Source organism: Streptomyces sp. NPDC096193 (assembly GCF_040302905.1).
Classification (GTDB): Bacteria; Actinomycetota; Actinomycetes; order Streptomycetales; family Streptomycetaceae; genus Streptomyces.
Map to the genome: position 1 here is coordinate 32,130 of NZ_JBEOSJ010000014.1, position 24,535 is coordinate 56,664.

At 70.9% G+C, this 24,535-nt stretch carries 17 protein-coding genes, 1 tRNA gene and 1 pseudogene; 9 read left to right on the top strand and 10 right to left on the bottom strand.

The window, feature by feature from the left end; genetic code table 11:
* The first annotated feature begins 111 nt into the window (after window positions 1–111).
* A tRNA-Leu gene (locus tag ABTX78_RS20835) sits at window positions 112–199 on the top strand.
* A gap of 187 nt (window positions 200–386) precedes the next feature.
* Here the strand turns inward: ABTX78_RS20835 and ABTX78_RS20840 are convergent.
* Window positions 387–2,216, bottom strand: coding sequence for an AMP-dependent synthetase/ligase (locus ABTX78_RS20840; protein WP_352208263.1), 1,830 nt, complete (start codon window positions 2,214–2,216; stop codon window positions 387–389).
* 441 nt (window positions 2,217–2,657) lie between these two features.
* Between ABTX78_RS20840 and ABTX78_RS20845 the strand changes: the two genes are divergently transcribed.
* The gene (locus ABTX78_RS20845) at window positions 2,658–3,167 is read left to right on the top strand and encodes a GtrA family protein (RefSeq protein ID WP_502993916.1); all 510 of its coding nucleotides are present in this window, start codon (window positions 2,658–2,660) and stop codon (window positions 3,165–3,167) included.
* Window positions 3,168–3,206: 39 nt separating this feature from the next.
* Here the strand turns inward: ABTX78_RS20845 and ABTX78_RS20850 are convergent, their stop codons facing one another.
* The gene (locus ABTX78_RS20850; RefSeq protein WP_352208264.1) at window positions 3,207–3,992 is read right to left on the bottom strand and encodes a CDP-alcohol phosphatidyltransferase family protein; all 786 of its coding nucleotides are present in this window, start codon (window positions 3,990–3,992) and stop codon (window positions 3,207–3,209) included.
* Between the two features lie 109 nt (window positions 3,993–4,101).
* Here ABTX78_RS20850 and ABTX78_RS20855 point away from each other — a divergent pair, with 109 nt between their 5' ends.
* The 5 genes and pseudogenes from ABTX78_RS20855 to ABTX78_RS20875 form a co-directional block, all read left to right on the top strand.
* Window positions 4,102–5,094 (top strand): zinc-dependent alcohol dehydrogenase, encoded by a 993-nt coding sequence (locus tag ABTX78_RS20855; protein WP_352208265.1) that lies wholly within the window; start codon window positions 4,102–4,104, stop codon window positions 5,092–5,094.
* 78 nt (window positions 5,095–5,172) lie between these two features.
* A complete protein-coding gene (locus tag ABTX78_RS20860) occupies window positions 5,173–5,571 on the top strand; it encodes a 6-pyruvoyl trahydropterin synthase family protein (protein WP_352208266.1) in 399 nt (132 codons plus the stop codon).
* Window positions 5,572–5,627: 56 nt separating this feature from the next.
* Window positions 5,628–6,698, top strand: coding sequence for a glycosyltransferase family 4 protein (locus ABTX78_RS20865; RefSeq protein ID WP_352208402.1), 1,071 nt, complete (start codon window positions 5,628–5,630; stop codon window positions 6,696–6,698).
* A complete protein-coding gene (locus ABTX78_RS20870; protein WP_352208267.1) occupies window positions 6,695–7,540 on the top strand; it encodes a class I SAM-dependent methyltransferase in 846 nt (281 codons plus the stop codon). The genes ABTX78_RS20865 and ABTX78_RS20870 overlap by 4 nt, the downstream gene beginning before the upstream one ends.
* Window positions 7,537–8,457: pseudogene (locus ABTX78_RS20875) on the top strand (lysylphosphatidylglycerol synthase transmembrane domain-containing protein); the annotation flags it as partial. The gene ABTX78_RS20870 and the pseudogene ABTX78_RS20875, both read left to right, overlap by 4 nt.
* A 9-nt stretch (window positions 8,458–8,466) precedes the next feature.
* Here ABTX78_RS20875 and ABTX78_RS20880 read toward each other — a convergent pair.
* Window positions 8,467–9,297, bottom strand: a complete 831-nt coding sequence (locus ABTX78_RS20880; RefSeq protein ID WP_352208268.1) for a RibD family protein — start codon at window positions 9,295–9,297, stop codon at window positions 8,467–8,469.
* Entirely contained in the window at window positions 9,297–10,046 is a 750-nt protein-coding gene (locus ABTX78_RS20885) for a creatininase family protein (RefSeq protein ID WP_352208269.1), read from the bottom strand. Before ABTX78_RS20885 ends, ABTX78_RS20880 begins: the two co-directional genes overlap by 1 nt.
* Window positions 10,047–10,184: 138 nt before the next feature.
* On the opposite strand from ABTX78_RS20885, the gene ribA reads away from it, so the two are divergent.
* A complete protein-coding gene (ribA, locus tag ABTX78_RS20890) occupies window positions 10,185–10,835 on the top strand; it encodes a GTP cyclohydrolase II (RefSeq protein ID WP_352208270.1) in 651 nt (216 codons plus the stop codon).
* A gap of 310 nt (window positions 10,836–11,145) precedes the next feature.
* Here ribA and kstD read toward each other — a convergent pair whose 3' ends face one another.
* From kstD to ABTX78_RS20920, 6 genes are all read right to left on the bottom strand, one after another.
* Complete coding sequence (kstD, locus tag ABTX78_RS20895) at window positions 11,146–12,924, bottom strand: 3-oxosteroid 1-dehydrogenase (RefSeq protein WP_352208271.1); 1,779 nt, start codon at window positions 12,922–12,924, stop codon at window positions 11,146–11,148.
* Window positions 12,925–13,083: 159 nt separating this feature from the next.
* On the bottom strand, window positions 13,084–15,051 hold the full coding sequence (locus ABTX78_RS20900; RefSeq protein WP_352208272.1) for an APC family permease: 1,968 nt from the start codon (window positions 15,049–15,051) through the stop codon (window positions 13,084–13,086).
* A 348-nt stretch (window positions 15,052–15,399) separates the two neighbouring features.
* A complete protein-coding gene (locus ABTX78_RS20905) occupies window positions 15,400–18,270 on the bottom strand; it encodes an NHLP bacteriocin export ABC transporter permease/ATPase subunit (protein WP_352208273.1) in 2,871 nt (956 codons plus the stop codon).
* 1 nt (window position 18,271) lies between these two features.
* Window positions 18,272–20,584: an NHLP family bacteriocin export ABC transporter peptidase/permease/ATPase subunit gene (locus ABTX78_RS20910; RefSeq protein ID WP_352208274.1), complete on the bottom strand. Its 2,313-nt coding sequence runs from the start codon at window positions 20,582–20,584 to the stop codon at window positions 18,272–18,274.
* Window positions 20,581–21,387 (bottom strand): HlyD family efflux transporter periplasmic adaptor subunit, encoded by an 807-nt coding sequence (locus tag ABTX78_RS20915; RefSeq protein ID WP_352208275.1) that lies wholly within the window; start codon window positions 21,385–21,387, stop codon window positions 20,581–20,583. The genes ABTX78_RS20910 and ABTX78_RS20915 overlap by 4 nt, the downstream gene beginning before the upstream one ends.
* 290 nt (window positions 21,388–21,677) lie before the next feature.
* Window positions 21,678–21,911 carry a type A2 lantipeptide gene (locus tag ABTX78_RS20920; RefSeq protein WP_313943035.1) on the bottom strand — a complete coding sequence of 78 codons (234 nt, stop codon included), beginning with the start codon at window positions 21,909–21,911 and terminating at the stop codon, window positions 21,678–21,680.
* Between the two features lie 677 nt (window positions 21,912–22,588).
* Between ABTX78_RS20920 and ABTX78_RS20925 the strand changes: the two genes are divergently transcribed.
* Complete coding sequence (locus tag ABTX78_RS20925; RefSeq protein WP_352208276.1) at window positions 22,589–24,526, top strand: endoglycosylceramidase; 1,938 nt, start codon at window positions 22,589–22,591, stop codon at window positions 24,524–24,526.
* The last annotated feature ends 9 nt before the right edge of the window (window positions 24,527–24,535 follow it).

The following is a 24,535-nucleotide window of genomic DNA, read 5'->3' on the forward strand; positions in this document are numbered from 1 at the left end:
CCTGGTCACGGCCGATACGGACGCCGGGAAAAGGCAGTCACGGAGGGCCCTGAACCCCTGGTATTGTTGTCCATGTCGCCGCGGGGATGCCTCACGGCCGACACACACCTTGTCCGGGTGGCGGAATGGCAGACGCGCTAGCTTGAGGTGCTAGTGCCCTTTATCGGGCGTGGGGGTTCAAGTCCCCCCTCGGACACCACGGAGAAACCCCACATCATGTGGGGTTTCTTGTGTTTCCGGGCCCGCGGGGTCCGGGGAGTGACCGGGCGTCCGGTTCCGGCCACGCCGTCCGGCCCGCGTGCCGCGCCCACGCGGTTCCGGCCACGCCGTCCGGCCCGCGTGCCGCGCCCACGCGGTTCCGGTCGCCCCGCCCGCGAGCCGTCGCCTCAGCGCCGGTACAGCGCGTTGATGTCCGCCGCGTACGCTCCCGCGATCGCCCGCCGCCTGAGCTTCAGCGTCGGAGTCATCAGGCCGGAGTCCAGGGTGAATTCCCCCGGCAGGATCCGGAAGGCGCGGATGGACTCCGCTTGGGACACTTGGGTGTTGGCCCGCGAGACCGCGCGCTGGATCTGGGCCCGCAGGTCCTCGTCGTCCGTCATCGCCGACACGTCCCCCTGCGGCTTCCCCTTCAGGGCGAGCCAGTGCGCCAGCGCCTCCGGATCCACCGTGATCAGGGCGGCGATGTACGGCTGATCGTCGCCGACGATCAGGCACTGGGAGATCAGCGGATGATGGCGCAGCTGCTCCTCCAGCGGCAGCGGGGCGACGCTCTTGCCGCCGCTGGTGATGATGATGTCCTTCTTGCGGCCGGTGATGACGAGGTAGCCCTCCTCGTCGAGATGGCCGGTGTCACCGGTGGCGAACCAACCGTCCCTCAGCACCGCCTCGGTGGCCTTCGGGTTGTTCAGATAGCCCGCGAAGACCGTGTCGCCGGCGACCCACACCTCGCCGTCGTCCGCGATGTGCACCGCGCAGCCGGGAATCGGCCGGCCCACCGTGCCGAACCTGACCTCGCCCGGGGGCTGTGCCGTGATCGCTCCCGCGGTCTCGGTGAGGCCGTAGCCGTCGTACACGGTGATGCCCGCGCCCGCGAAGAACAGCCCCAGCTCGCGGCGGAGAGTGGAGCCGCCCGAGACGGCGGCGCGCACCCGGCCGCCCAGTACCGCACGCAGTTTGGTGTAGACGAGCCGGTCGTACACGGCGTGCAGGACCTTCAGCGAGGGACCCGGGCCGTGGCCCGTGCCGGTCGACTGGCGCTCGACGGACTCCGCGTAACGCACCGCGACGGCGGCTGCCTTGTCGAAGAGACCGAGGTTGCCCGCGCCCTCGGCGGTCCGGCGGGCCTTGTGGAAGATCTTCTCGAAGATGTACGGCACCGCGAACAGGGACGTCGGGCGGAACGACGACAGGGCCGGCAGCAGTGACTCGGGGCTCAGGTCGGGCTGATGGCCCAGCCGTATGCCGCCGCGCAGGCAGGCGACCCCCACCATCAGACCGTAGATGTGCGCGACGGGAAGGAAGTTGAGGATCGACGGCTGCTCACCGGGCTCGGCGAGCAGCCCGCCCCACCCTTCGAGCAGGATGTCGCACTCGGCGGCGAGGTTGCCGTGCGTGATGAGGCAGCCCTTGGGGCTGCCGGTGGTTCCCGAGGTGTAGGTGATCGCGGCGATCTGGTCCGGCAGCACCGCGGCGCGGTGACGATGGATCATCTCGTCGTCCAGCGAGAGCCCTTCCTCGACGAGGGACGCCAGACAGCCGCGGTCCATCTGCCAGATCGCCGTCAGCGCGGACTGTGCGTCGGAGGCTGCCGCGACCGTCATCGCGTGGTTCTCGTGCTCCACCACGATTGCCCTGACCTGGGCGTCGTTGAGGATCCAGCGCACCTGCTCGATGGACGAGGTGGGGTACACGGGAACGACCTCCGCACCCACCGACCACAGGGCGTTGGCCAGCACCGTCCATTCGTAGCGCGTACGGGACATGAGCGCGACGCGGTCGCCGAACCGGATGCCGTTGGCCAGGAACCCCTTGGCCACGGCGACGACTTGATCGCACAGCTCCCGTGCGGTCACCGGCTCCCAGGTGCCCTCCTCCCGTCCTGTACGGCGAGACACCTGCACGAGGGAGGGATGACGCAGCGCGGCCTCGAACACCGAGTCGGCGAGGCCGCCCGCGCGTTCGTGCCCGGGACGGAACGGAGGACCGTGTCCTTGCATCGTGGCCTCTCCTTCCCCCGCCCCCGGGGCGCCGTGCCGTGCACTCAGGGAAGCGCAAGATACCGTCCGGACGGTCCGGCTGCCTAGGTTCCGGGCACATCGTCACATTTCCGTTTGTCGGCACGGCTGCTCGGTCACGCGGGATGACGGCCCGTCATGCAGGTCGGAGCCACACCTCAGGGCGCCGGTGAGCTGTCCGTGTCCCGGTTCCCGTCCGCGGATTCCGTGTCACGGCTCAGCTCGTACGCCCTGTGGCGTGGCGCGACCGGGTGAACTGCCGCCGTCACGCACCACCCATGCGATGTCCCCGGGCATAGGTGGTGTGTCTGCCGCCCGGGCGGGCCCCTTCGTCCAGGGGCGACCCGCCGCGCGGGAACGGTGGCGTCGAGCGCATGACCCCGACCAGGGCCCAGTCGCACGTGACCGGTCACCACACGGTGCGTGCCTCGTCCCGTCCCGGAGCTGCCCATGCACGAGGCGAAGCCGAGGCACCACGCGACGCCGCCCCCGCTGATGCGCGAGATGCTGCGGTTCGGCACGGTCGGCGGCCTCGGCGTGGCGGTGAACTTCGCCGTCTTCAATCTGTGCCGGGCGGTCACGTCCGAATCGGTCGTGCGATGCAGCATCGCCGGCACCGCCGCGGCGATCGTCTTCAACTACCTGGGCTATCGCTACTTCGCCTACCGCGAGAGGGACAAGCGAAGCCCCGCCCGGCAGTTCTCCCTGTTCGTCGCCTTCAGCCTCGTCGGCCTGCTCATCGAGAACGGAACGCTCTACGCGGCGACCTACGGGCTCGGCTGGAACGGTGTCCTGGAGAACAACCTGGTGAAGGCGCTCGGCATCGCGGCAGCCACGGCCTTCCGGTTCTGGGCCTACCGCACCTGGGTCTTCCTGCTGCCGTCCGGCGCACACAGGCGGGACTCGCAGGCGCCTCAGGGCCGTGGGTCCTAGCAGACGGTCCCTGCACAACGCCCGTGCGGTCTCCGCCCGTTACGCCGCCGAGCTGTGCCGCACGGCGTCCGCCGCCAGGTGACACGACGTTGCGAAGACCTCGGACTCCGGGACGTTCCGCACCCGCCACAGGTACCTGATGTCCCGTCCGAAGGACCACAGCAGGAGGCCCAGCGCCATGCCCACGGCCGTCAGTGCCGGCAACCGAGGCAGGATTCCGGCGCCCACCACCAGCAGCACGATCCCCTGGAGCGCCGCCACGGTCTTACGGGCCGTGCTCGGGGGGAGGGCGCCGTTGAGCCAGGGGAGGACGCGGGCCGCGGCGACGAACGCGTAGCGCATCGTGCCGATCAGCAGCACCCAGGGGCCCAGCGACACGGCGACATAGATGCTGAGCACCAGGATGAGAAAGGCGTCGACCTCCATGTCGAAGCGCGCCCCGAGTGCGGACGACGTGCCCGTGCGGCGGGCCACCTTGCCGTCGACCGCGTCGAGTATCAGCGCCACCGCCGTCAGGGCGACCAGCACGGTGACCGGGCGGGGGCTCTCGAAGGAGTCCGCGACGAGAGCGGTCACTCCGCCGACGAGCGTGGCCCGGGCGAGGGTGACGCGGTTGGCCGCGCCGAAGGAGCGGAGCCAGGAGCGGGACAGGGCGCGGGTCAGCACCGCCCAGGTGACGAACGCGAACGCCAGGCCCGTCAGCCAGCCCGCGAGCCCCAGACCCATCGCCGATCCGAGCAGGGCAAGAAGCAGCAGCTGAGCACCCGCACCCACGGCCGTCTCCTGGTGCAGGAGCCTCCTGTCGAGCGTGTCGTTCAAGGTCACCGTGTGTCCTCCGGCCGTGTGACAGAGTCCGTGAGTGCCGCGTACCGTGTCCGCGGCTTCGTAAAGATCAGTACGTGGACCGCTGCCCGAATGTTCAGGAGGACGCCTCATGGAGCTCACCGCCCGCGCCTTCTGGCTTCGCTCGCCCGGCCACGGAGAGATCCGGGACGTGTCCCTGCCGGCGCCCGCGGACGACGACGTCGTGGTGCGCACGCTCTACTCCGGAGTGAGCCGTGGGACGGAGACCCTCGTCTTCCGGGGCGGGGTTCCGGAGAACCAGCACACGGCGATGCGGGCGCCGTTCCAGGAGGGTGACTTCCCCGGCCCGGTGAAGTACGGGTACCTCAACGTCGGCCTGGTGGAAGAGGGTCCGCAGGAGCTCGTCGGACGTACCGTCTTCTGTCTCTATCCGCACCAGACCCGCTATGTCGTCCCCGCGAGCGCCGTGACACCGGTGCCGGACGGCGTGCCCGCCGCGCGAGCCGTGCTGGCCGGGACGGTGGAGACCGCCGTGAACGCCCTGTGGGACGCGGCGCCGCTGGTCGGCGACCGTATCGCCGTCGTCGGAGCGGGCATGATCGGCGCGTCCGTGGCCGCCGTCCTCGCCCGGTTCCCCGCCGTCCGCGTCCAGTTGGTCGACGCCGACCCCGGCCGCGCCGCCGTCGCCAAGGCCCTCGGTGTCGATTTCGCGCTCCCCGCGGAAGCCACGGGCGACTGCGATCTCGTCGTCCACGCCAGCGCCACCGAGGCCGGACTCACCCGCTCGCTGGAACTGCTCGCCCCGGAGGGGACGGTCCTCGAACTGAGCTGGTACGGCGACCGTCGCGTCAGCCTGCCGCTCGGGGAGGCCTTCCACTCCCGCCGGCTGGTCGTCCGCAGCAGCCAGGTGGGGACCGTGTCCCCGGCCCGCGGCTCCCGCCGGACCTTCGCCGACCGGCTCGCCATCGCGCTCGATCTTCTCGCGGACCCCGTCTTCGACACGTTCGTCACCGGCGAGTGCGCGTTCGACGAGCTTCCGGAGGTACTGCCGCGGCTCGCCTCGGGCGACCTGCCTGCGATGTGCCTCCGGGTTCTGTACGAATCTGCTGCTGATCCGGCCTGAACAAGGAGAACAGGCCGGCCGTACTACACGACAGACCCCGGCAGGGGGTCAGAGGCGCCGTACCTGGAGGATCGTCCGTTGTTCAGCATCACCGTCCGCGATCACCTCATGATCGCCCACAGCTTCCGTGGAGAGGTCTTCGGGCCCGCGCAGCGCCTGCACGGAGCGACCTTCCTCGTGGACGCCACGTTCCGGCGGGCCGAACTCGACGCCGACAACATCGTCGTCGACATCGGCCTCGCGACCACCGAGCTCCACACCGTCGTCGCCGCGCTGAACTACCGCAATCTCGACGACGAACCGGACTTCGCGGGCATCAACACCTCCACGGAGGCGCTGGCCAAGGTCATCGCCGACCGTCTCGCCGACCGGGTGCACGCCGGCGCACTGGGCGAAGGCGCCCGGGAGATCGCGGGAATCACGGTCACGCTGCACGAGTCCCACATCGCGTGGGCGAGTTACGAGCGCACGCTGTGACGCCCGTGGACCGTGCCGGTGCCGCCACCCCGCCCTCGCGCGCGGTGCACTTCGTCATGCCCGGTGGTGTCGACGACCCCGCCGCACCCAGCGGCGGCAACGTGTACGACCGCCGGGTCTGCCGGGACCTGTCCCGAATCGGCTGGCAGGTCCACGAGCACACGGTCGCCGGCGGCTGGCCGCGGCCCGACGCCGCGGCGCGCAACGAACTGCGCCGCATTCTCGCCGAGCGGGCCGATGGTTCCCTCGTCCTCGTCGACGGAATCGTCGCCTGCGGGGTGCCCGACATCGTCGTCCCCGAGGCCGAGCGGCTGCGACTGGTGGTCCTGGTGCATCTGCCGCTCGGCGACGAGACGGGACTGGTCGCCGCCCGGGCGGCGGAGCTGGACGCCCTGGAGCGTGAGACCCTGCGCGCCGTCAGGGCGGTCGTGGTGACCAGTCATTGGGCGGCCCGCCGCCTCGTGGCCCACCACCGGCTCGCACCCGACAGGCTCCATGTGGCCGCCCCCGGCGTCGACATCGGGCCCGCCGCACCGGGCACCGACGGGGTGTCGCGGCTGCTGTGCGTGGCGGCCGTGACCCCGCGCAAGGGCCAGTACCGGCTGGTGAAGGCGCTCGCCGGGGTCGCGGATCTGCCCTGGTCGTGTCTGTGCGTCGGCGGCCTCGACCCCGACCCCGGCTATGTCTCCGGGCTGCGTGAGCTCATCGGCAACTCCGGTCTCGCCGACCGTGTCCGGCTCGCGGGACCGCTCGCGCGGGACGAACTCGCCGCCCACTACGCCGCCGCCGACCTGCTCGTCCTCACCTCGTACGCCGAGACGTACGGCATGGCCGTCACCGAGGCGCTCGCCCACGGCGTCCCCGTCCTCGCGACGGCCGTGGGCGGACTCCCCGAGGCGGTCGGCCGGGCACCGGACGGCACTGTGCCGGGCATCCTCGTCCGCTCCGACGACCCGACGGCCCTCCCGACGGCGCTCCGCAGCTGGTTCGACGAGCCCGAGCTGCGTCGCCGGCTGAAGACGGCGGCACTCGGCCGCCGCGCCGTGCTCGACGGCTGGGAGACGACAGCGCGTCATCTCGCCGGAGCACTCGAACACCTCCTGCACGAAACCCGGAGGGTCGCATGACCGCCACCGAAGTACCTCGCTACGCTCCCGAGTGGCTGGAGCTGCGCGAGCCCGCCGACGCCGCCGCCCGCGCGAGCGAACTCCTCGACCCCCTGATCAGCGCTCTGCCGAGAGGTCAGGACGACGGAACGGGCCTCGTGATCCACGACCTCGGCTGCGGCAGCGGGTCCATGGGCCGCTGGCTCGCACCCCGGCTGACCGGCCCGCAGCACTGGATCCTGCACGACCGCGACCCCGAACTGCTGGTGCTGGCCGCCGACCGTACGCCCCGGACCGCCGACGACGGCAGTCCCGTCACGGTGGCGACCGTACGCGGCGACCTCGCCGGTCTCACCGCCGAGAGCCTCGCGGGCGCCTCGCTCGTGACGGCGTCGGCTCTGCTGGACGTCCTGACCCGCGAGGAGATCGACGCTCTCGCCGCGGCCTGCGCCGAGGCCGGCTGTCCGGCCCTGCTGGCCCTGTCCGTCACGGGCCGGGTCGAGCTGACTCCGGCCGACCCGCTGGACGCCGAGATCCAAGAGGCCTTCAACGCCCATCAACGGCGCGGCGAACTGCTGGGTCCCGACGCCGTGACGCAGGCCTCGGAGGCTTTCGCACGGTACGGCATGACCGTACGGGTGCAGGCCAGCCCGTGGCGGCTCGGCGCCGAGGAGTCGGAGCTGACGGGGGAGTGGCTGCAGGGCTGGGTCGGCGCCGCGTGCGAGGAGCGCCCGGGCCTCGGGCCGCGCGCCGTCGAGTATCTGCGGCGCCGACTGGCGGCATGCGCCGCGGGCGAGTTGGAGGTGGTGGTGCACCACAGCGATCTGCTGGCACAGCCACGGACGGCGGGCGGGACGTCATGAGCGCACAGAACCTCAAGGGCCGGATCGGCACGGCAGCCGGTGCGGCGATCCTCGCGGTGCTGCTGTGGCGCCTGGGCACCGGCGCCTTCCTGGACGGACTGCGCAGGATCGACGGCCCCTCCCTGCTGGCCGCGCTCGGAATCGGTCTGTTCACCACCGTCCTCAGCGCCTGGCGCTGGTGCGTGGTCGCCCGCGGACTGAACATCAGGCTGCCGCTCGGCGGCGCCGTCGCCGACTACTACCGCGCCCTGTTCCTCAACGCGGCGCTGCCCGGCGGCGTACTCGGCGATGTGCACCGAGCCGTACGGCACGGGAGGAACACGGGCGACATCGGCAGGGGAGTCCGCGCTGTCGTCCTGGAGCGGACGGCAGGCCAGATCGTGCTGCTCGTCGCAGGAGTAACGATCCTGCTCACGCTGCCCTCACCCTTCCTGGCCGTGACCCGCGACGCGGTGGCGTCCCCCCTGGCCGCCGTCGTCATCGCCGCGCTGTGCGCCCTCGGCGTCGCGGCCGCCGTCCGCAGGCGCCGGAAGCCCGGAACATCCGGCCGGCGCCGGCTGGTCCGCGCCGCGCTGACCGAGGCACGGACCGCCCTGCTGGCGCGGGGGAGCTGGCCCGCCGTGGTGGTCTCGTCCGTCGCGGTACTGGCGGGCCACCTCGCAATGTTCCTCGTGGCGGCCCGAGCCGCCGGCTCCACAGCGCCCTTCGCCGAACTGGCGCCGCTGATGGTGCTGGCGCTGCTCGCCATGGCGCTGCCGCTCAACGTCGGCGGCTGGGGCCCCAGGGAAGGCGCCACTGCCTGGGCCTTCGGCGCCGCCGGCCTCGGCGCGGCACAGGGCCTGACCGTCGCCGTGATCTACGGAGTTCTCGCCTTCGCCGCGAGTCTGCCCGGCATCCTCGTGCTTGCCGGGCAGTGGCTCGTGCGGCTATGGCGTCCCGAGACCGAACTCGAAGAGGGTGTCCTCGCCGAGCAGGGCGCGCCGCGTCGGCGGGCGCAGCGCCTCACGCATCACGGACGTGCCCGCGAAGCGCAGACCGGGAACGCCGTCGCCCAGCAGGACCGGTGCGACCGTGACATAGAGCCGGTCGAGTGCCCGCTCGTGCAAAAAGCGCGACACGGTGACACCGCCGCCCTCGATCAGCGTCCGGCCGAGACCGCGGCGCGCCAGGGTCTCGACCAGACGCCGCGGGGCGAACGCCTCGTCGTCCGGCAGCGTCAGCACGTCGACACCGACCCCGTCGGGCACCCGCTTCTCGTGGTCGCCGCCGGCGCCGACCACCCACAGAGTGGGAGCTGACCCATCCGTGAAGACCTTGCGCTCCAGCGGAACCCGGCCGCGCGGATCGAGCACGACACGCACCGGGTTGGCGCCGGCGCAGGCGCGCACCGTCAGCTGCGGGTCGTCCGAGACGGCGGTGCCCGCCCCGACCACGACCGCGTCGGCGAGCGCACGGAGCCGGTGGAGATGACGACGGTCCTCCTCGCCGGTGACGAAGTCGGCGTCTCCGGTGCGGGTGGCGATGAAGCCGTCGACGCTCTGACCGAGCTGAGCGACGGTCAGACGCGGACCGGCCAGGCACAGCGGCAGATACAGATCGGCGAGGGTCTCCGCTTCGGGCGACGCGTCCTGGCTCCACCGCCGGATCCCGTCCGGTCCGCGTACGAGCCCGGCGGCCTCGGCGTCCGCCTCGGAGCGCACGCCGAGCAGCAGTTCCCAGGCCTGTTCCTCCGTCAGGGCAGTGCTGTGAACGCTCATCACGCCTCCCCACCGGAGAGAAGTGACAGGTATTCACCGAAGGAATCGACCAGTGAGGCCATCAGCTCCTTCCCCTTGTCCGCGGACGCCAGCGACGGGCGGCCGATGACACCGGACTCCGTATAGCCCGGCATACCGAGAGTGAGCAGATGTCTGCGGTCGTCGGCGAGGTGATCGGCCGTCTCATATCCGGTACGGACCACGTCCGGATGGGCGTGCAGCAGGATGGAAGTCTCCACTTCTCCGGCGTGCATATCGCTGTGCGACGAGGTCTGAAGACCGGCTCTCGTCCGGGCCGCGCCCCAGTCGCCCGAGCCCGGGAAAAGAGCCATCCGCATACCGCTGGAGGAGGCGGATTCCTGAACAACATTGCGCAGCACGTAATTTCCGCCGTGCCCGTTCACCAGAATCAGCGAGGTGATACCGGAGCGGTGGAGGGAGTCGGCGATATCACGGACCACGGCGTAAAGCGTCGTCGCGGAAATACTGACCGTGCCCGGCCAGGCGGCATGCTCGTGGGAGCAGGACACCGTCAGGGGAGGGAGTGGGAGAACCGGATGCGCGGCGGCGATCTCGGCGGCGATCGTGCACGCGATGACCGTGTCGGTCACCAGGGGGAGAAATGCGCCGTGTTGCTCGAAGCTGCCGATGGGAAGCACGGCAACGTCGGCCCGGCGGGCCCGTACGTCCTCCGTGGTGTCCGTCGGGAGCAGGCCCGAAGCCCACTGTGGTGTTCCCGAACCGCTCATGTCGTTCCGGCCTTTCGTACGTCACTGCAAGGGATATGGCCGGTCGAACGTGATGAACCGGGCACTCGGTTGATGCGTCGTCTCTCATTTTCCCCCACACCGCCTTGGAATTACCACCTGCCCGGTTAGGATCGAGACATGATAGAAAGTGATGCCGTGTTCGGCGACGGTACTCGCCCGTCCGGAGTCGAACGCGCGGTGAGTGTCCGACTTGCCACCGTGCACGGCGATTTCCTTGCCATCGGCTACCTCGACCGCAATCGCGGTGAGGAGCAGATGGTGCTCATTTACGGAGACGTCGAGACCGAAGGCGCACTCATTCGAATGCACTCGGAGTGTCTCACCGGAGATGTCTTCGGCTCCAAGCACTGCGATTGCGGTGACCAACTGTCCGCGGCGCTGGGTGCGATAGTCAAGGAGGGCCGGGGCATTCTCGTCTATCTCCAAGGACATGAGGGCCGGGGAATCGGACTGCTCGCCAAACTCCGTGCGATGAAACTCCAGGCGGAGGGCATGGACACGGTCGAGGCCAATATCGCCCTGGGGCTGCCGGTCGACGCGCGCGACTATCAGGTCGCGGCCGACATCCTGCACGATCTCGGCGTGCGGTCCGTGCGACTGCTGTCCAACAACCCGCGCAAGCGGGAGTCGTTGCAACGACACGGGATCAAGATCGACTCCCAGGTGCCGCTGCTGATTCCGCCGAGCGAGGAGAACAAGTCCTACCAGTGGACGAAGCGCGACCGCCTCGACCACTACCTGCCGCATCTGGACGTCGCGGCGGACTGAGCCCTGTGGACTGTCCCGGTCGGTGGCGCGCTCGGCGCGGTGGTCTGCCGGCGCGAGGCGCAACTCGGTGCGGCCGGCGGCCGAAGCAGACCTGCTGCTCATGTCCGGGGCCGGCACGGTGCTCAGGTCAGGCTGGTCGGCCCGGCGCTCATGTCCGTGGCCTGGCCCGGGTGCTCAGGTCAGGCTGGTCGGCCCGGCGCTCATGTCCGTGGCCTGGCCCGGGTGCTCAGGTCAGGCTGGTCGGCCAGGTGCTCAGGTCACGGTGGTCGGCCCGGTGCCCGGGTCCCGGCGCGCTCGTATCCGGGCCCGGTCAGGGCCTGTCCGCGATGTCGTTCGCCGCGATGTAGCCGAACGTCATCGCCGGGCCGATGGTCGAGCCCGCGCCGGCGTAACTGCGCCCCATGACAGCCGCGCTGGCGTTCCCCGCCGCGTACAGGCCCGGAATCACCGTGCCGTCGGGGCGGAGGACCCGGGCGTTGGCATCCGTCGTCAGCCCGCCCTTGGTGCCGAGGTCGCCGGGCACGATCCGGAACGCGTAGAAGGGCGGCAGCCACAGCGGTGCCAGGCAGGAGTTGGGCACGATTCCGGGGTCCGTGTAGTAGTGGTCGTACGCGCTGTCGCCGCGGTGGAAGTCGGCGTCCGAGCCCGCACGGGCCTGGCCGTTGAAGCGGTTGACGGTCGCTCGGAGCGCCGCCGCCGGAACGCCGATCCGCCCCGCCAACTGGTCCAGGCTCCACGCCTTGTGCACGGCACCGGACGCGTACCAGGACTCGGGGAGGACGAAGGTGGGCGCGATGTCCTTGAACAGATACCGGTTGCGGTAGTTCTGGTCCACCACCAGCCACGCCGGGATGTCCGGTGAGCTGGCGTGGCGCTCGTACATGACGTGGACGACATCGCCGTACGGCGCCGCCTCGTTGACGAAACGTGCCCCGGCCTGGTTCACCAGGAGACTGCCCGGCAGGGTCCGTTCGGCCAGACAGAAGTACGGTTCGCCCGGCAGCGGGATCGCCGGCCCCCACCAGGCGTCGTCCATCAGGGCGAGTGCACCTCCGGCCCGCTCGCCCGCCCGGATCCCGTCACCCGTGTTCTCCTTGGCGCCCACCGTCCAGTCGGTGCCGATCGGTTGCTGCTGATAGCGGTCGCGCATCCCCGCGTTGTGCTCGAAGCCGCCCGACCCGATGACGACCGCGCGCCGGGCGCGGACGAGCCCGGGGGTGCCGCCGCGTGTCACGACCGCTCCGGTGACCCGGTCGTTCTCGATGTGCAGATCCGAGAGCGGGGTGCTCAGCCACACCGGGACGCCCGCGCTCATCAGCCCGGCCCGCAGTCCGCCCGCCAGGGCCTGGCCCATGGTGAGCGGCCGCTGTCCGAGCAGGGCGGCCCGGGTCCCGCGGGCCAGGCACTCGGCCGCCACGGCGGCACCCTTGAGACTGACCGCGGCGAGGGCGATCCACTTGTAGTCGGCGCTGAAGACGACCATCCCGGCGGGGACGGGGAGATACGGGGCGTTCAGCGGGGCCAGCTCCGCGCCGAGGATGTTGCCGTCCAACTGGGCGGGCTCGATGGACCGTCCCACCGACAGCCCGCCGGGCAGCTCGGGGTAGTAGTCGCTGTAGCCCTCCATCCAGCGGAAGCGCAACGGGCTGTTGGCCATCACGAACGAGATCATGGACGGTCCGGAGGTGAGGAACGCCTGCTGCCGGTCCGCGCCGACCTCGTCGCCGACGACGGCGGCCAGATAGGCCGCGGCCTTCTGCGGGGTGTCGGGCACGCCCGCGGCCAGGGTCACCTCATTGTTCGGGATCCAGATCCCCGCGCCGGACCGCGCGGCCGAACCTCCGTACGTGGGCGCCTTCTCCACGACCACGCAGCTCAGCCCGCGACGCGCGGCGGTGAGCGCGGCGGTCATCCCGGCCGCACCCGAGCCGACCACGACGACGTCGTACGTCCCGAGGAGAGGCGGCTCCGCCGCGTGAGCGGCGGCCGCGGGCAGACCGGCCGCGACGACGAGCCCCGCCCCGGCGGCGCCGAGTACGCGGCGGCGCGAGGGTCCGATGGTGTCCGGTACCGACGTGATCTCGGGCATGGTGAGTCGCTCCAGTGGGGTGACGGGGGCGGTGCGGCGCTATGCTGATGGGTCGTCAGAGAAGGTCGCGCGGTGGTCTCGTGAAGTCAAGAGACCCGCGGGCCCGCCGCTCTGCCCTTCGTCGCCCGGTCGCGGACGGGCTCGGGCGCGAGTCTGCCGTCAGCCCACGTGCACCCGGGGGCGGCGTGCCGGGTCCGGTTCCGCCCGGCGCAGGATCTCGCGCGTCACCGGGGCCACCTCGCCGCTGCCGAAGATGAGGAAGCGGAACAACTGGCCGACGGGGCCGCCTTCCGTCCAGGTGAAGTACGCGTGGGGGACCTGGCCCGTTCTGTCGCGCAACGCCATCAGCACCGCGGCGACCGTGTTCGGCACGGTCGTGCCCTCGACCCGCAGCCGGCGCACGCCGTGCTTCTCCTCGCCGTGGACGATCAGGTCTGCGCTGAAGTCGGAGGAGTCCCTCACGAACGCCTCCAGGAAGAGGACCTGCCGTCCCAGCGGGATGGGGGTCTCCTCGCGCTGGCTCCGCTCCTTCTCGCGGTAGGCGGCCGTGCTGTGTTCCTGCGGTTCGTTGGCGATGAGCTGGAGCGGCCCTTCGGCGGCCGCTTCATCGATGAACTGCGCCGCCCTGTCGTCGAAGACGACCTCGACCGCACGCAGCTCGAAGGCGCGGCGGACGCGGGAGACGAAGGACGTCACCGTGATGGCCAGGATGAACAGCAGCGCGATCTTGATGCCGTCGGGGCGTTCGATGATGTTGGCGACCAGCGTGTACGCGAAGACGGCGGTGATCGTCCCGAAGCCGATGGCGGCCCGCCGGCGGCCCCTGCGGTGCACCGCGACCGTCGAGGCGAAGGCCGCCGACAGCATGAGGACCAGCACGCCGGTGGCGTACGCTCCGCTCTGCTTGTCCACGTTCGCGTCGAAGTACACCGTGATCAGCACGGCGATCGCCATGAAGACCAGGACGAGGGGCCGCACCGCCCGTGCCCACTCGGGCGCCATGCCGTAGCGGGGCAGGAACCGCGGTACGAGGTTCAGCAGTCCGGCCAGCGCGGACGCTCCGGCGAACCACAGGATGCAGATGGTGGAGACGTCGTAGACCGTGCCGAAGACCTCGCCCAGATTCTCGTGCGCCAGATAGGCGAGCGCCCGCCCGTTCGCGGGGCCGCCGGCCCGGAACGCCTCCTGCGGGATCAGCAGGGTGGTGGCCAGGCTGGACAGCAGGAGGAAGCAGCACATCGTCAGCGCGGCCGTGGTCAGCAGCTTGCGGGTGTCGCGGATGCGGCCGGCCGGATTCGCGTAGGTGTCGCCGGGATCGCCCTTGATCTGGGGCATCACCGCCACGCCGGTCTCGAAGCCGGACATGCCGAGCGCCAGCTTCGGGAACACCAGCAGTGCCACACCGATCATGGCCAGTGGCGAGGAGTGCTCGGCGGTCATGGCGCTCCACCAGTCGCCGATCACCACGGGTTTGTCGATCACCTGCCAGGCGGCGGAGGCCAGTACCACCAGGTTGAGCCCGAGATATGCGGCCACGAGAGGGACCGCGACGCCGATCGCCTCGTGAAAGCCCTTGAGGAAGACGGCCCCCAGCAGTCCGATGAGGATCAGGGTGATCCAGATGCCCGAGCCGTGCATCCAGTGCGGCGCGAACGGGTTCTCCACTACATGCGCCGCGGCGTCGGCGGCCGAAAGAGTGATGGTGATGACGAAGTCGGTGGCCGCGAAGCCCAGCAGCACCAGGACCAACAGCTTCCCCGACCACCACGGCAGGAGCCGCTCCAGCATCGCGATCGAGCCTTCGCCGTGCGGTGACTCCTTCGCCACCCGCCGGTAGACGGGCAGTGCGCCGAACAGGGTCAGCGCCAGCAGGACGAGGGTCGCGATCGGGGACAGCAGTCCCGCGGCGAGCGCCGCGATACCGGGCTGGTAGCCCAGGGTCGAGAAGTAGTCCACGCCGCTGAGGCACATGACCCGCCACCAGGGATGGCCCGGGTGATCGGGCGGCGGTTCGCCGTGCGGCGCGGGGTACTGGGCCGCCTGCTCGCTGCCCTGGAGCAGCCAGGTTCGCCAGCGTCGCTCCACCGCCCGCTGCCGGCGCCCGGTCTCGGTCTGCGCGCCGGTCATGGGCCTCCTCACCGTGCGTCACCTGCGCGGACAACGAACCCATCGTCGCCCGGCGGTCGTACGTCGGCAGCCCGCGCGGGGTCGTCCGGGGGTGGGGCGTCCGTCGGCGGTGGCACGCGAATCGTCGAGAGCCGGGCTGGCGACCGGGGCGGTGCGGCCGGGACGCCGCCGTTACGGGCCCGCGCCCCCGCGATCGGACGACGTCGGTGCGGCCGGGACACGCCGTTACGGGCCCGCGCCCCCGCGACCCGACGACGTCGGTGCGGGCTCCTCGGGCCGCGCCGACAAGGTCCCCACGACCGGGTGATGTCGCGTCAGCCGGACCGGCCGCGTCTGCCCGGCCGGTCCTCACGCCATCTGGCGGCGCACCAGCTCCTGAAGGTGGCCACCGCGCGCGAGCAGGTCCGCGGGTGCCCCTTCCTCGACCACCTTGCCGTCCGCCATCACGATCACCCGGTCGGCGTCCATCACCGTCGAGAGCCGGTGCGCGATCACGACCCGGCTGGCGCTGAGCCTGCGGGTGCTGTCGATGACGATGCGCTGGGTCTCGTTGTCCAGTGCGCTCGTGGCCTCGTCGAAGAAGAGGACGCGCGGTCGGCGGATCAGCGCCTGGGCGATCATCAGCCGCTGCCGCTGGCCGCCGGAGACCGCGCCGCCTCCCGCGATCATGGTGTGCAGCCCCATCGGCATCCGCTTGATGTCCTCGGCGAGGCCGGCCATCTCGGCGGCCTCCCAAACCTCTTCCTCACCGAATTCCTCGGCACCGCAGATGCAGTCCAGGATCGAGCCGGTGAGCGGCTGCGCGTTCTGCAGGACGACGCCGCACTGCCGTCGCACGGCCGCCTGGTCCAGCGCCGCCAGATCCTGACCGTCGTAGAGCACGCTGCCGGAGACCGGACGGTCGAAGCCGATGAGCAGCCGCAGCAGGGTCGACTTGCCGCAGCCGCTCGGACCCACGATCGCCACGAACTCGCCGGCACCCACCCGGAGGGAGACGTCGTCGAGAACCAGCGGGCCGTCGTCGCCGTAGCGGAACGACAGCCGGCGAGCCTCCAGGGCGCCGGTCAGCGCGCCGGGCTGGGCGCTGGAGCCGCGGACCTCCGGGGCCTCGTCGAGCACCGGCCTGATCTGCTCGATCATCGGCAGTGCGGCGGCGACCGAGACGAGCGCGCCGGTGAGCTGGGTGACCGAGGAGAGCAGCATGGTGACGGCGGTGTTGAACGTCAGGAACTCACCCGCCGACATGCTGCCGCGTGCGGGGCCCGCCAGCAGCATGAACATGGTGAGGGCGCACAGCGGCAGACACACCGCGTCGAGCACGGTCGTCAGATTCCTGATCCGGCCCGCCCGCTGCTGCAACTCGCGCGACCGCGCGAACTCCCGTGCCCACGCCGCGTACGCGAAGCTCTCCGCCGCGGCCACCCGCAGCTTCGGCAGCCCCCGCAGGGTCTGGAACGCCTGATTGTTCAGCTTGTTGCCGAGCTCCACCAGCTCCCGCTGCCATTTCAACTGCCACAGGCCCATCCCGAGGAAGACCGCGCCGATCACGACCAGCATCCCGATGGCCGCCAGCGCAAGCGGCACGCTGTAGCACAGCAGCAGCACGACGTTCATGGTCCCGATCGTGCTCGCCTGCACGGCGACCGGGCCGATGCCCGACAGCACCCGGCGTACCGCGCTGACACCCATCGCCGCACTGGCCAGCTCCCCGGTCGAGCGTTCGGCGAAGAACGTCGTCGGCAGCCGCAACAGCCGGTCCCACACGGCCGGTTGCAAGGAGCTCTCGATCCGTCCCTCCATCCGCAGAACGGTGAGGTTCTGCAGCAGCATGAAGGCCGCGGCCACGATGCCGGCGATCATCACGGCCACCGACACCTGCACGATCAGGCTCCGCTCGGCCGTGGGCACGTACACGCCGAGGACCTGCCCGGTGGCGATCGGCACCAGTGCCCCGAGACCGACCGTCACCAGCGCTCCGACGGCGAGATTGCGCAGATCCATCCGGGTGCCGCGCAGGCTGAACCGCAGCAACCGCCAGAATGTCGGCGGTTCTTCCGGCAACGGCCGGTAGAACATCACGCCGCTCGGTTCGAATTCCTCCGCGCTGTCCGCGCCGATACGCCGCCGCAGACCCGATGCCGGGTTCACCGCTTCGTAACGCCCGCGCCGCCACAGCAGCGCCACCGGCGCCCCCGACTTGGCCCAGTGGCCGACCAGCGGGCCGACGTCGGTGCGCCACCAGCGTCCGGAGAGCCGGACCGTACGGGTCCGGATGCGGGAGTGCATGGCCACCCGCTCCACCGGGCCGACCTGGTCGTCGACCGCGGTGCCCTTCGGCGGCTCGGTCAGCGTGATCCCCGTCGCCTCGGCCACCTGACGGCACACCGCGTACGTGGCGTCGTCCGCGGCGGTGTCCCGGCCGCTCGCGCCGCGTCCGGCCCGGTCCGGTCTGCCGATCGAGGCGATCAGCGCCTGATCGGCCCTGACCCGTACGGCTTCACCGGCCCTGATGCCCGCGGCCGTACGGTCCTCGTGGGCGCGCTCCAGCTGGTCGATCCAGCGGTCGACCGCCGACAGGAGGCGGTAGTGCTGGTTCACCATGCGCTGCCACAGCGCGGCGTCGACGAGCAGGTCGCCGGCCGCGTCGGCGCTGTAGGCGCCTCCGTACTGGACGCTGCCGGACGGTACGGGCATCCACAGGATGTCGTCGTCGGCGACGGCCTCCTCGACCGGCCGGCCGTTGAGGGCCGCCTCGAAGAGGACGCCGAGAGCCCGGCCCGTCCCGAGGGAGAACGCGTACTCCAGGGCGGTCGGCACACCCTCCTGGCCGTACTGCACGGTGTCGTACTGGCCCGTGTCGAACTGTCCGGTGTCGTATCCGGCGTACTCGGGGCGGTACAGCTCCCTCAGCTGGATCCGGCGCAGCAGACAGTCCTGCGACGGGCGGCCGACCAGGGTGTGCTGCGGTCCCTCGACGGGGCCGAGGAGCACGGCCCCCGCCTCCAGCCGGCCGAGGAAGTGCCACTGCCCCTGCTGTGCCGCGTCGACGGCGAACACGTCGAGCGCGCCGCCCACGACGAGCCACAGCACCTGCGGCCCCTCCAGCGGCACACTGCGCAGCTCCGTGCAGTCGACGGGGTGGCCGAGGCCGCCGAGGGCGTGGGTGACCGGGTCGCCGCTGCCCGGATCGGCGACGGCGGACGGGTGGACGGACGACACGTCAGTGCTCCCTGACCAGATCGGCGTAGGCACCGCCGGCTGCCACCAGGTGCTCGTGACGGCCGCGTTCGACCACTGTGCCGTGGTCGAGGACGACGATCTCGTCGCTGTCCCGCACAGTGCTCAGCCGATGGGCGATGACGACGCACGCACAGCCGCGGCGCCGCAGGTTGTCGATGATGAGCTGCTCCGTCTGCGCGTCGAGGGCGCTCGTCACCTCGTCGAGGACCAGGACGCTGGGCCGGCGCACCAGCGCGCGGGCGATCTCCAGCCGCTGGCGCTGCCCGCCGGAGAAGTTGCGGCCGTCCTGCTCGACGCGGCTGTGGATGCCATCGGGGCGGCGGGCGATCACATCGTCGTAGAGCGCCGCGTCCCGCAGAGCGGCGACGACGGCGTCGTCCGGGATCGAGGGGTCCCACAGCGCCACGTTGTCGCGGACGGTGCCCTCGAAGAGAAAGACGTCCTGGTCGACGAAGGAGACCGAGGCCGCCAGCGCGCTGCGGGGAATGTCCTCCAGGCGGCGGCCGTCGATCCGGATCGTGCCCTCCCACGGGCTGTAGAGCCCGGCGATGAGGCGCGAGACGGTGGACTTGCCGCTGCCGGACCCGCCGACGAGCGCGACCTGCTGCCCCGGCCCGACCGTCAGCGAGAAATCGGTGAGCAGGGGCTTGTCCAGCGGGCTGTAGCCGAAGGCGATGCCGTCCAGCGTCACATGGCCCGTGAGCCTGCGGGTGCTGGGGTCCGGCTCGTCGCGCGAGTAGAGCTCGTCGACCGGGAAGTTCTCGACGTCCTTCAGACGGGCCACGTCGGCGGCGAAGTCCTGGATACGGCCGGCCACACCGTTCAGCCGGGTGATCGGCGCGGTGAAGCGGGTCACGAGCGCCTGGAACGCGACGAGCAGACCGACCGAGATCGCTCCCTCCACCGCCCGCATACCGCCGATCCACAGGATCAGCGCGCTGTTGAAGGTCGCGAGGGTCGGTGCGACGACCGCGAGGACCGCGCTCGGCACACCCAGGCGCTGCTGCTCATCCAGCGTGGTCGCGTGCTGGCCTGCCCAGCGGCGGAAGAAGCCGTTCTCGCCCCCGGTGGCCTTCATGGTCTCGATGAGCTGAAGGCCTGTGTACGAGGTGTTCGTCAGCTTCGCGCTGTCGGCCCGCAGCTTCTGGGTGTGGGTGGCCCGCAGCCGGATCACGATCCGCATCGCCACCACGTTCAGCAGCGCGATCAGCACACCGATGACGGTGAGTTGGGGATCGTAGGTCCACAGCAGGAAGGCGTAGAGGATCACGACCACGCCGTCCACGCCCGCCGCGGCGAGATCGCGCGCCAAGGTCTCGGCGACCGCGTCGTTGGACTGAAGCCGCTGCACCAGGTCGGCCGGGCTGCGCTGGGCGAAGAACGTGACCGGCAGCCGCAGCAGATGCCGGAAGAACCGTGCGCTGCCGAGGGTCGAGGAGATGATCCGGCCGCGCAGCAGATTCGCCTGCTGGAGCCAGGTGAGGACGGCGGTGAGCACCACCAGCGCGGCCATCGACGCGAACAGCGGTCCGAGCAGCGAGGTCTGCTCGCCGATCAGGAACATGTCGATGTAGGTGCGGCTCAGTGCGGGCAGCGCGGCACCCACGGCGACCAGCAGCAGACTCGCGAACAGAGCGGCCAGCAGCGTGCCCTTGGTGCCGCGCAGCCGGGCGGGCATCGCGCCCGCGACACCCGGCTTGCGGCCGCCCCGGCGGAAGGCGGCGGTCGGCTCGAAGACCAGGACGACACCGGTGAAGCTGGTGTCGAAGTCCTCCATCGTGACGAAGCGGCGGCCCTTGTCGGGGTCGTTGATGTGCACCCCGCGCCGGCCGAAGCGGCGCCCCATGCCGTCGTAGACGACGTAGTGGTTGAACTCCCAGAACAGGATGGCCGGCGCCTGGACCTCGGCGAGCGCCGCCGGCTCCATCTGCATGCCCTTGGCCTGAAGGCCGTAACTGCGGGCGGCCTTGAGGACGTTGCTGGCGCGCGATCCGTCGCGCGAGACGCCGCAGGCGATCCGCAGCTCCTCCAGCGGTACGTGCCGTCCGTAGTGGGCGAGCACCATGGCGAGCGAGGCGGCCCCGCACTCCAGGGCCTCCATCTGGAGGATGGTGGGCGTGCGGACGGCGCTGCGCCTGCGCGGCTTCGGGGGACGGCTGCGCTGTGCGCGCCGCCGGCCACCACCGGTCTCCTGCCGCCCGCGACGGCGGCCCCCGGGCGGCAACTGCTGCTGCGGCGCCTGCCGTTGTGATCCCTGCCGCTGTGACGGTGCGGTGTTGCCTGTCGCGGTCATGGAAGCAGCCAATCGATCGGGTGCTGCTCGCTGAGACGGATGGCAGCGCTCGTGAGGGTCATCGACTCGACCTCGAAGGGCGGGCCCTCCGAGGAGGACCAGGTGTAACCGGAGGTGGTCGTCTTCGACGCGTCGAGCCGCACCAGGACCGCCACCGGCTGGCCGCTCTGCGAGAACTGCTCCCCGAGCTGGCTGCTGCCGAGGAAGCCGCTGATCCGCTGACGGGTCTGCGCGGTCCTGCCCACGGCCTTCACCGTGCCGCGGAGCACGCCGTACTGCTGGGTCGGCACGGACTGCACGGTGAGATCGACCGAAGCGCCGACGGGCACGGTCGATCCCCGCTCCGCCGGTACGTAGACCATCGCCATCAGGGGGTCGTCCGCCCCCTTCGCCCGCTCCACGGCTGCCACGTCGGCTCCGGTCGTGACCACGGATCCGATGGTGGCGGCGAGCGTCGTCAGCCGTCCGGCGGCGATGCTGCGCACGACGACCGTTCCCTGCTGCGTACGCACCTTCACCAGTGGGGTGTTGGCGGCCACCCGTTCACCCTCCTCGGCGAGGACCTCGGTGATCTGGCCGGAGACGGGGCTCTGGAGGACGTAGCTGCCCTGGCCGTAGGTGAGGACGCCGGGGGCCTTCACGGTCGAGGTGACCGATCCGGTCACGGCCCAGAACGCTGCGGCGATCATGACGAGAACGGTCACGGACAGCACGAGCAGACCCTGCGGCCGGGCGAACCGTACCGGCAGGTCGAGTTCCTCGGGCGAACGCAGTTTGGAGAGGGCCTGTTGGCGGAATTGCACGACGCTTTCCCTCTACTGCGGGATCCCCGGCGGTGCGGGGGACCGGTGACGGGCGCGGAACACCCGTGGAAGTACGGGTCCGTGGGGTGCACGGGTACGGCGAGTCCGTGGGGTGCACGGGCACGGCGGGAAGGACGTGTGGGGCCGGACCCCCACACGGACGACGGCCGTGCTGTCCGGAACCTGGTGGGCTCGGACAGCACGGCCATGGCGCATCGGCTCAAGAGGGGGACAGCCGACGGGCCGTCATCGACCGGTGGGTGTGCCGCTCGGGGCGGCACACGGCCCAGTCAGAGACCGGCGACGAGGCCCGTCACGCCGGCGGTGTTCAGGCCGGTGAGGCCCTCGACCGTGCCGGTCACGGAGCCGACGGTGCCGGCGGCGGCGGCGAGGGTGCCGGAGACGGGAACGACCGAGTCAACGGTGCCCGTGACGGCGCCGACGGCCTGGTTCACGAGGCCACCGGCCACGTTGTCGAGGTCGGCGTCCGAGATTTCCTGGGTCTCGACCTGGAAGTTGTTCATGATGGGGGTTCCCTTCGCATGGATACATCGAAATTGCCGCGACCGAGCCATCGTCAGGTGAGTCCTGTCGCAGCGGCGGTGGTCGTACGAGTCAGGCGAGCCCGTATTCGGAAACCCCTTCGTACAACTCCCGCGGTGCGAAGGATCAAAGCACGGGCCTGCGTTGCTCAGCCAATCGGACAAGCACCGAACCGCTGCCTCAAAGGCCGCTGGATTACCTGACGTGTACGCGCGTCCATGAGTTGGCAGCAGCTTCTTCACGTGTCTCCACGCATTGATCGCCGCATGTCAGCGCGACCACACCGACGGAACGGGACATTCCGCCTCGACGTGTACGGTGCGCGGACCTCTATGGGAACGCGTGTCGGACACGTTGTGACGCCGAGGTATTCAGTGTGCAGATTCGCTGAAGAGTGGCGTGGGTTCCGGCGGCATCTCGCCGATCGTCACGCGATGCAGTCGAGAGGCTATTCCGCGCTACCGCCGGGCCTGAGTGGGCGGCACATAAAGGCATAACGGAGTTCCGTCGGGCGAGGCACGGAATGGTCGAATTACTGCGGATTCTTCGGTTGCCCCGGGCCCTCTTCGGCTGCTTTCGGGGCGAGGTGGTGCAAGGTGCGACAACGACCCCTGCCGCACCCATTGACATTCTGACGACCCGTCAGGATGTTGTGAGCATGGCGAAGATGCGCGAGCGTCTGATCGGTCTCCTCATCGTCCTGACGGCCTCCCTGACGGCCCCCCTGACGGTGGGGGCCGAGTCGTCCGCCGCCGCTCCGATGCCCGAACCCGCGCCGGGCACGCCGCTGTTCGACGAACGGGCATCGGCCGTGCGCGCAGGCCCGGGCGGGCAGTGGTTCGACGAGCAGGCCGCTTCCTCGTTCACCGCCCTGAACGGGCGCTTCACCGACGGACTCGGCCGCGAAGTCGTCCTGCGCGGCTACAACGTCTCGGGCGAGACCAAGCTCGCCGAGAACAAGGGCCTGCCCTTCGCCTCCGTCGCCGACGCACACAAGTCGGCGGTCGCGCTGCGCAACCTCGGCGGCGGCAACACCGCGCGCTTCCTGCTCTCCTGGGCATACGCCGAGCCCGTACGCGGGCAGGTCGACGTCACCTACCTCGCCGCCGTCACCGCGCAGATGCGGGCCTTCCTCGCGGCAGGCGTCCGCGTCTACCCCGACTTCCACCAGGACCTCTTCTCCCGCCATCTCTTCCACGAGAGCAGCTGGTACACCGGCGACGGCGCGCCCCAATGGGTCGTCGAGGCCGGCGGCTACCCACGCGAGTCCTGCGGAATCTGCCTCTTCTGGGGGCAGAACATCACCCAGAACGAGGCCGTGAAGCGCGCCACGTACGACTTCTGGCACAACAGGGGCGGAGTCCAGGACGCCTTCCTCGCTACCGCGCGGACCACGATGGCGTACCTCGCCGAGCACCTGAGCCCGGCGGAGTTCGCGGGGGTCGCCGGCTTCGACCCCTACAACGAACCGCACGCCGGGACCTACGACTCCGGCCAGAGCAGCCGCGCCTGGGAGCGGGACGTCCTCTGGCCGTTCTACGAGAAGTTCCGTGCCCGCATGGACGAGGCCGGCTGGCGCCACAAGCCCGCGTTCGTGGAGCCGAACCTCTTCTGGAACGCCAACCTCGCCTTCCAGAAGCAGGAAGGCGGTCTGCTGGACGCCGGCGCGCTCGGCCCGCGCTACGTCTTCAACACCCACTTCTACGACCAGAAGGCCATCTCCGGCATCTTCATGTGGGGCAAGGCGGCGGACGGGCAGTACACCGCCGACTTCGGCACGGTCCGCGACCGCGCGGCTGACGCGGGAACGGCCGGCATCGTCAGCGAGTTCGGCCACCCGCTCACGGGCTCGGTGTCCGACAAGGCCCCGACGATCGGCAAGGCGATGTACCAGGCCCTGGACTCCCGCCTGCCCGGCGCCACATGGTGGTCGCGCCCCCAGGACTCGGGCCCCGTGCTCTCGGGCACCCAATGGCAGTGGGACATCTACCACGGCCGCCACCACGAACTCATGAACGGCAACCCGGACAAGGTCCTGACCGCGGCGGACGCATGGAACGACGAGGACCTCTCGGCGATCCGTCTGGACGACTCCGGCACCCCGACCCTTCGCCAGGACGCCCGGCTCCTGGACCGGCTGTACCCGAGCGCCGTGGCCGGCCGCACGGTGGCCTTCACCTACGAGGACCGGGCGCGCGACGGCTCGACGACGCTGACATGGAACCCGGTCCCGGCCTCGCTGCCGAAGGTCCGCGAACTCGTGGGCGGGGGCCAGTACGGCCTCCTGCTCTGGCGCTCGACGACCACCACCGCACCGACGGAACTGCACCTGCCGGCCTCGTTCCCGAGTGCCACAACCACGGTGGTCTCGGACCTGGGTGCCGTACACGGACTGCCGGCGTACGCGGCGGGGGCGCCGGTGGGAGTGGCACCGGAGGTGGGCGGAACGGGCAGTAGACGACTGCTGCTCACGCCGGCGGCGGAGGGGCCGCACTACGCGCTGGTGACGAACGGGGCGGGGGCGGCGGCACCGTCGGGGGAACTGCTGCGGGCGGCGAAGGCGGAGCTGGCGGGCTGGGCGGCGGGGCGGGGCTGAGTGCTCTTC

Coding starts and splice junctions, on each gene's coding strand:
- ABTX78_RS20885 (WP_352208269.1), bottom strand. CDS start 10,046: ATGAGCGGTTCGGGAACACCACAGTGGGCTTCGGGCCTGCTCCCGACG.
- ABTX78_RS20900 (WP_352208272.1), bottom strand. CDS start 15,051: ATGACCGGCGCGCAGACCGAGACCGGGCGCCGGCAGCGGGCGGTGGAG.
- ABTX78_RS20925 (WP_352208276.1), top strand. CDS start 22,589: ATGGCGAAGATGCGCGAGCGTCTGATCGGTCTCCTCATCGTCCTGACG.
- ABTX78_RS20865 (WP_352208402.1), top strand. CDS start 5,628: ATGCCCGGTGGTGTCGACGACCCCGCCGCACCCAGCGGCGGCAACGTG.
- ABTX78_RS20870 (WP_352208267.1), top strand. CDS start 6,695: ATGACCGCCACCGAAGTACCTCGCTACGCTCCCGAGTGGCTGGAGCTG.
- ABTX78_RS20920 (WP_313943035.1), bottom strand. CDS start 21,911: ATGAACAACTTCCAGGTCGAGACCCAGGAAATCTCGGACGCCGACCTC.
- ABTX78_RS20880 (WP_352208268.1), bottom strand. CDS start 9,297: ATGAGCGTTCACAGCACTGCCCTGACGGAGGAACAGGCCTGGGAACTG.
- ribA (WP_352208270.1), top strand. CDS start 10,185: ATGATAGAAAGTGATGCCGTGTTCGGCGACGGTACTCGCCCGTCCGGA.
- ABTX78_RS20910 (WP_352208274.1), bottom strand. CDS start 20,584: ATGACCGCGACAGGCAACACCGCACCGTCACAGCGGCAGGGATCACAA.
- kstD (WP_352208271.1), bottom strand. CDS start 12,924: ATGCCCGAGATCACGTCGGTACCGGACACCATCGGACCCTCGCGCCGC.
- ABTX78_RS20840 (WP_352208263.1), bottom strand. CDS start 2,216: ATGCAAGGACACGGTCCTCCGTTCCGTCCCGGGCACGAACGCGCGGGC.
- ABTX78_RS20855 (WP_352208265.1), top strand. CDS start 4,102: ATGGAGCTCACCGCCCGCGCCTTCTGGCTTCGCTCGCCCGGCCACGGA.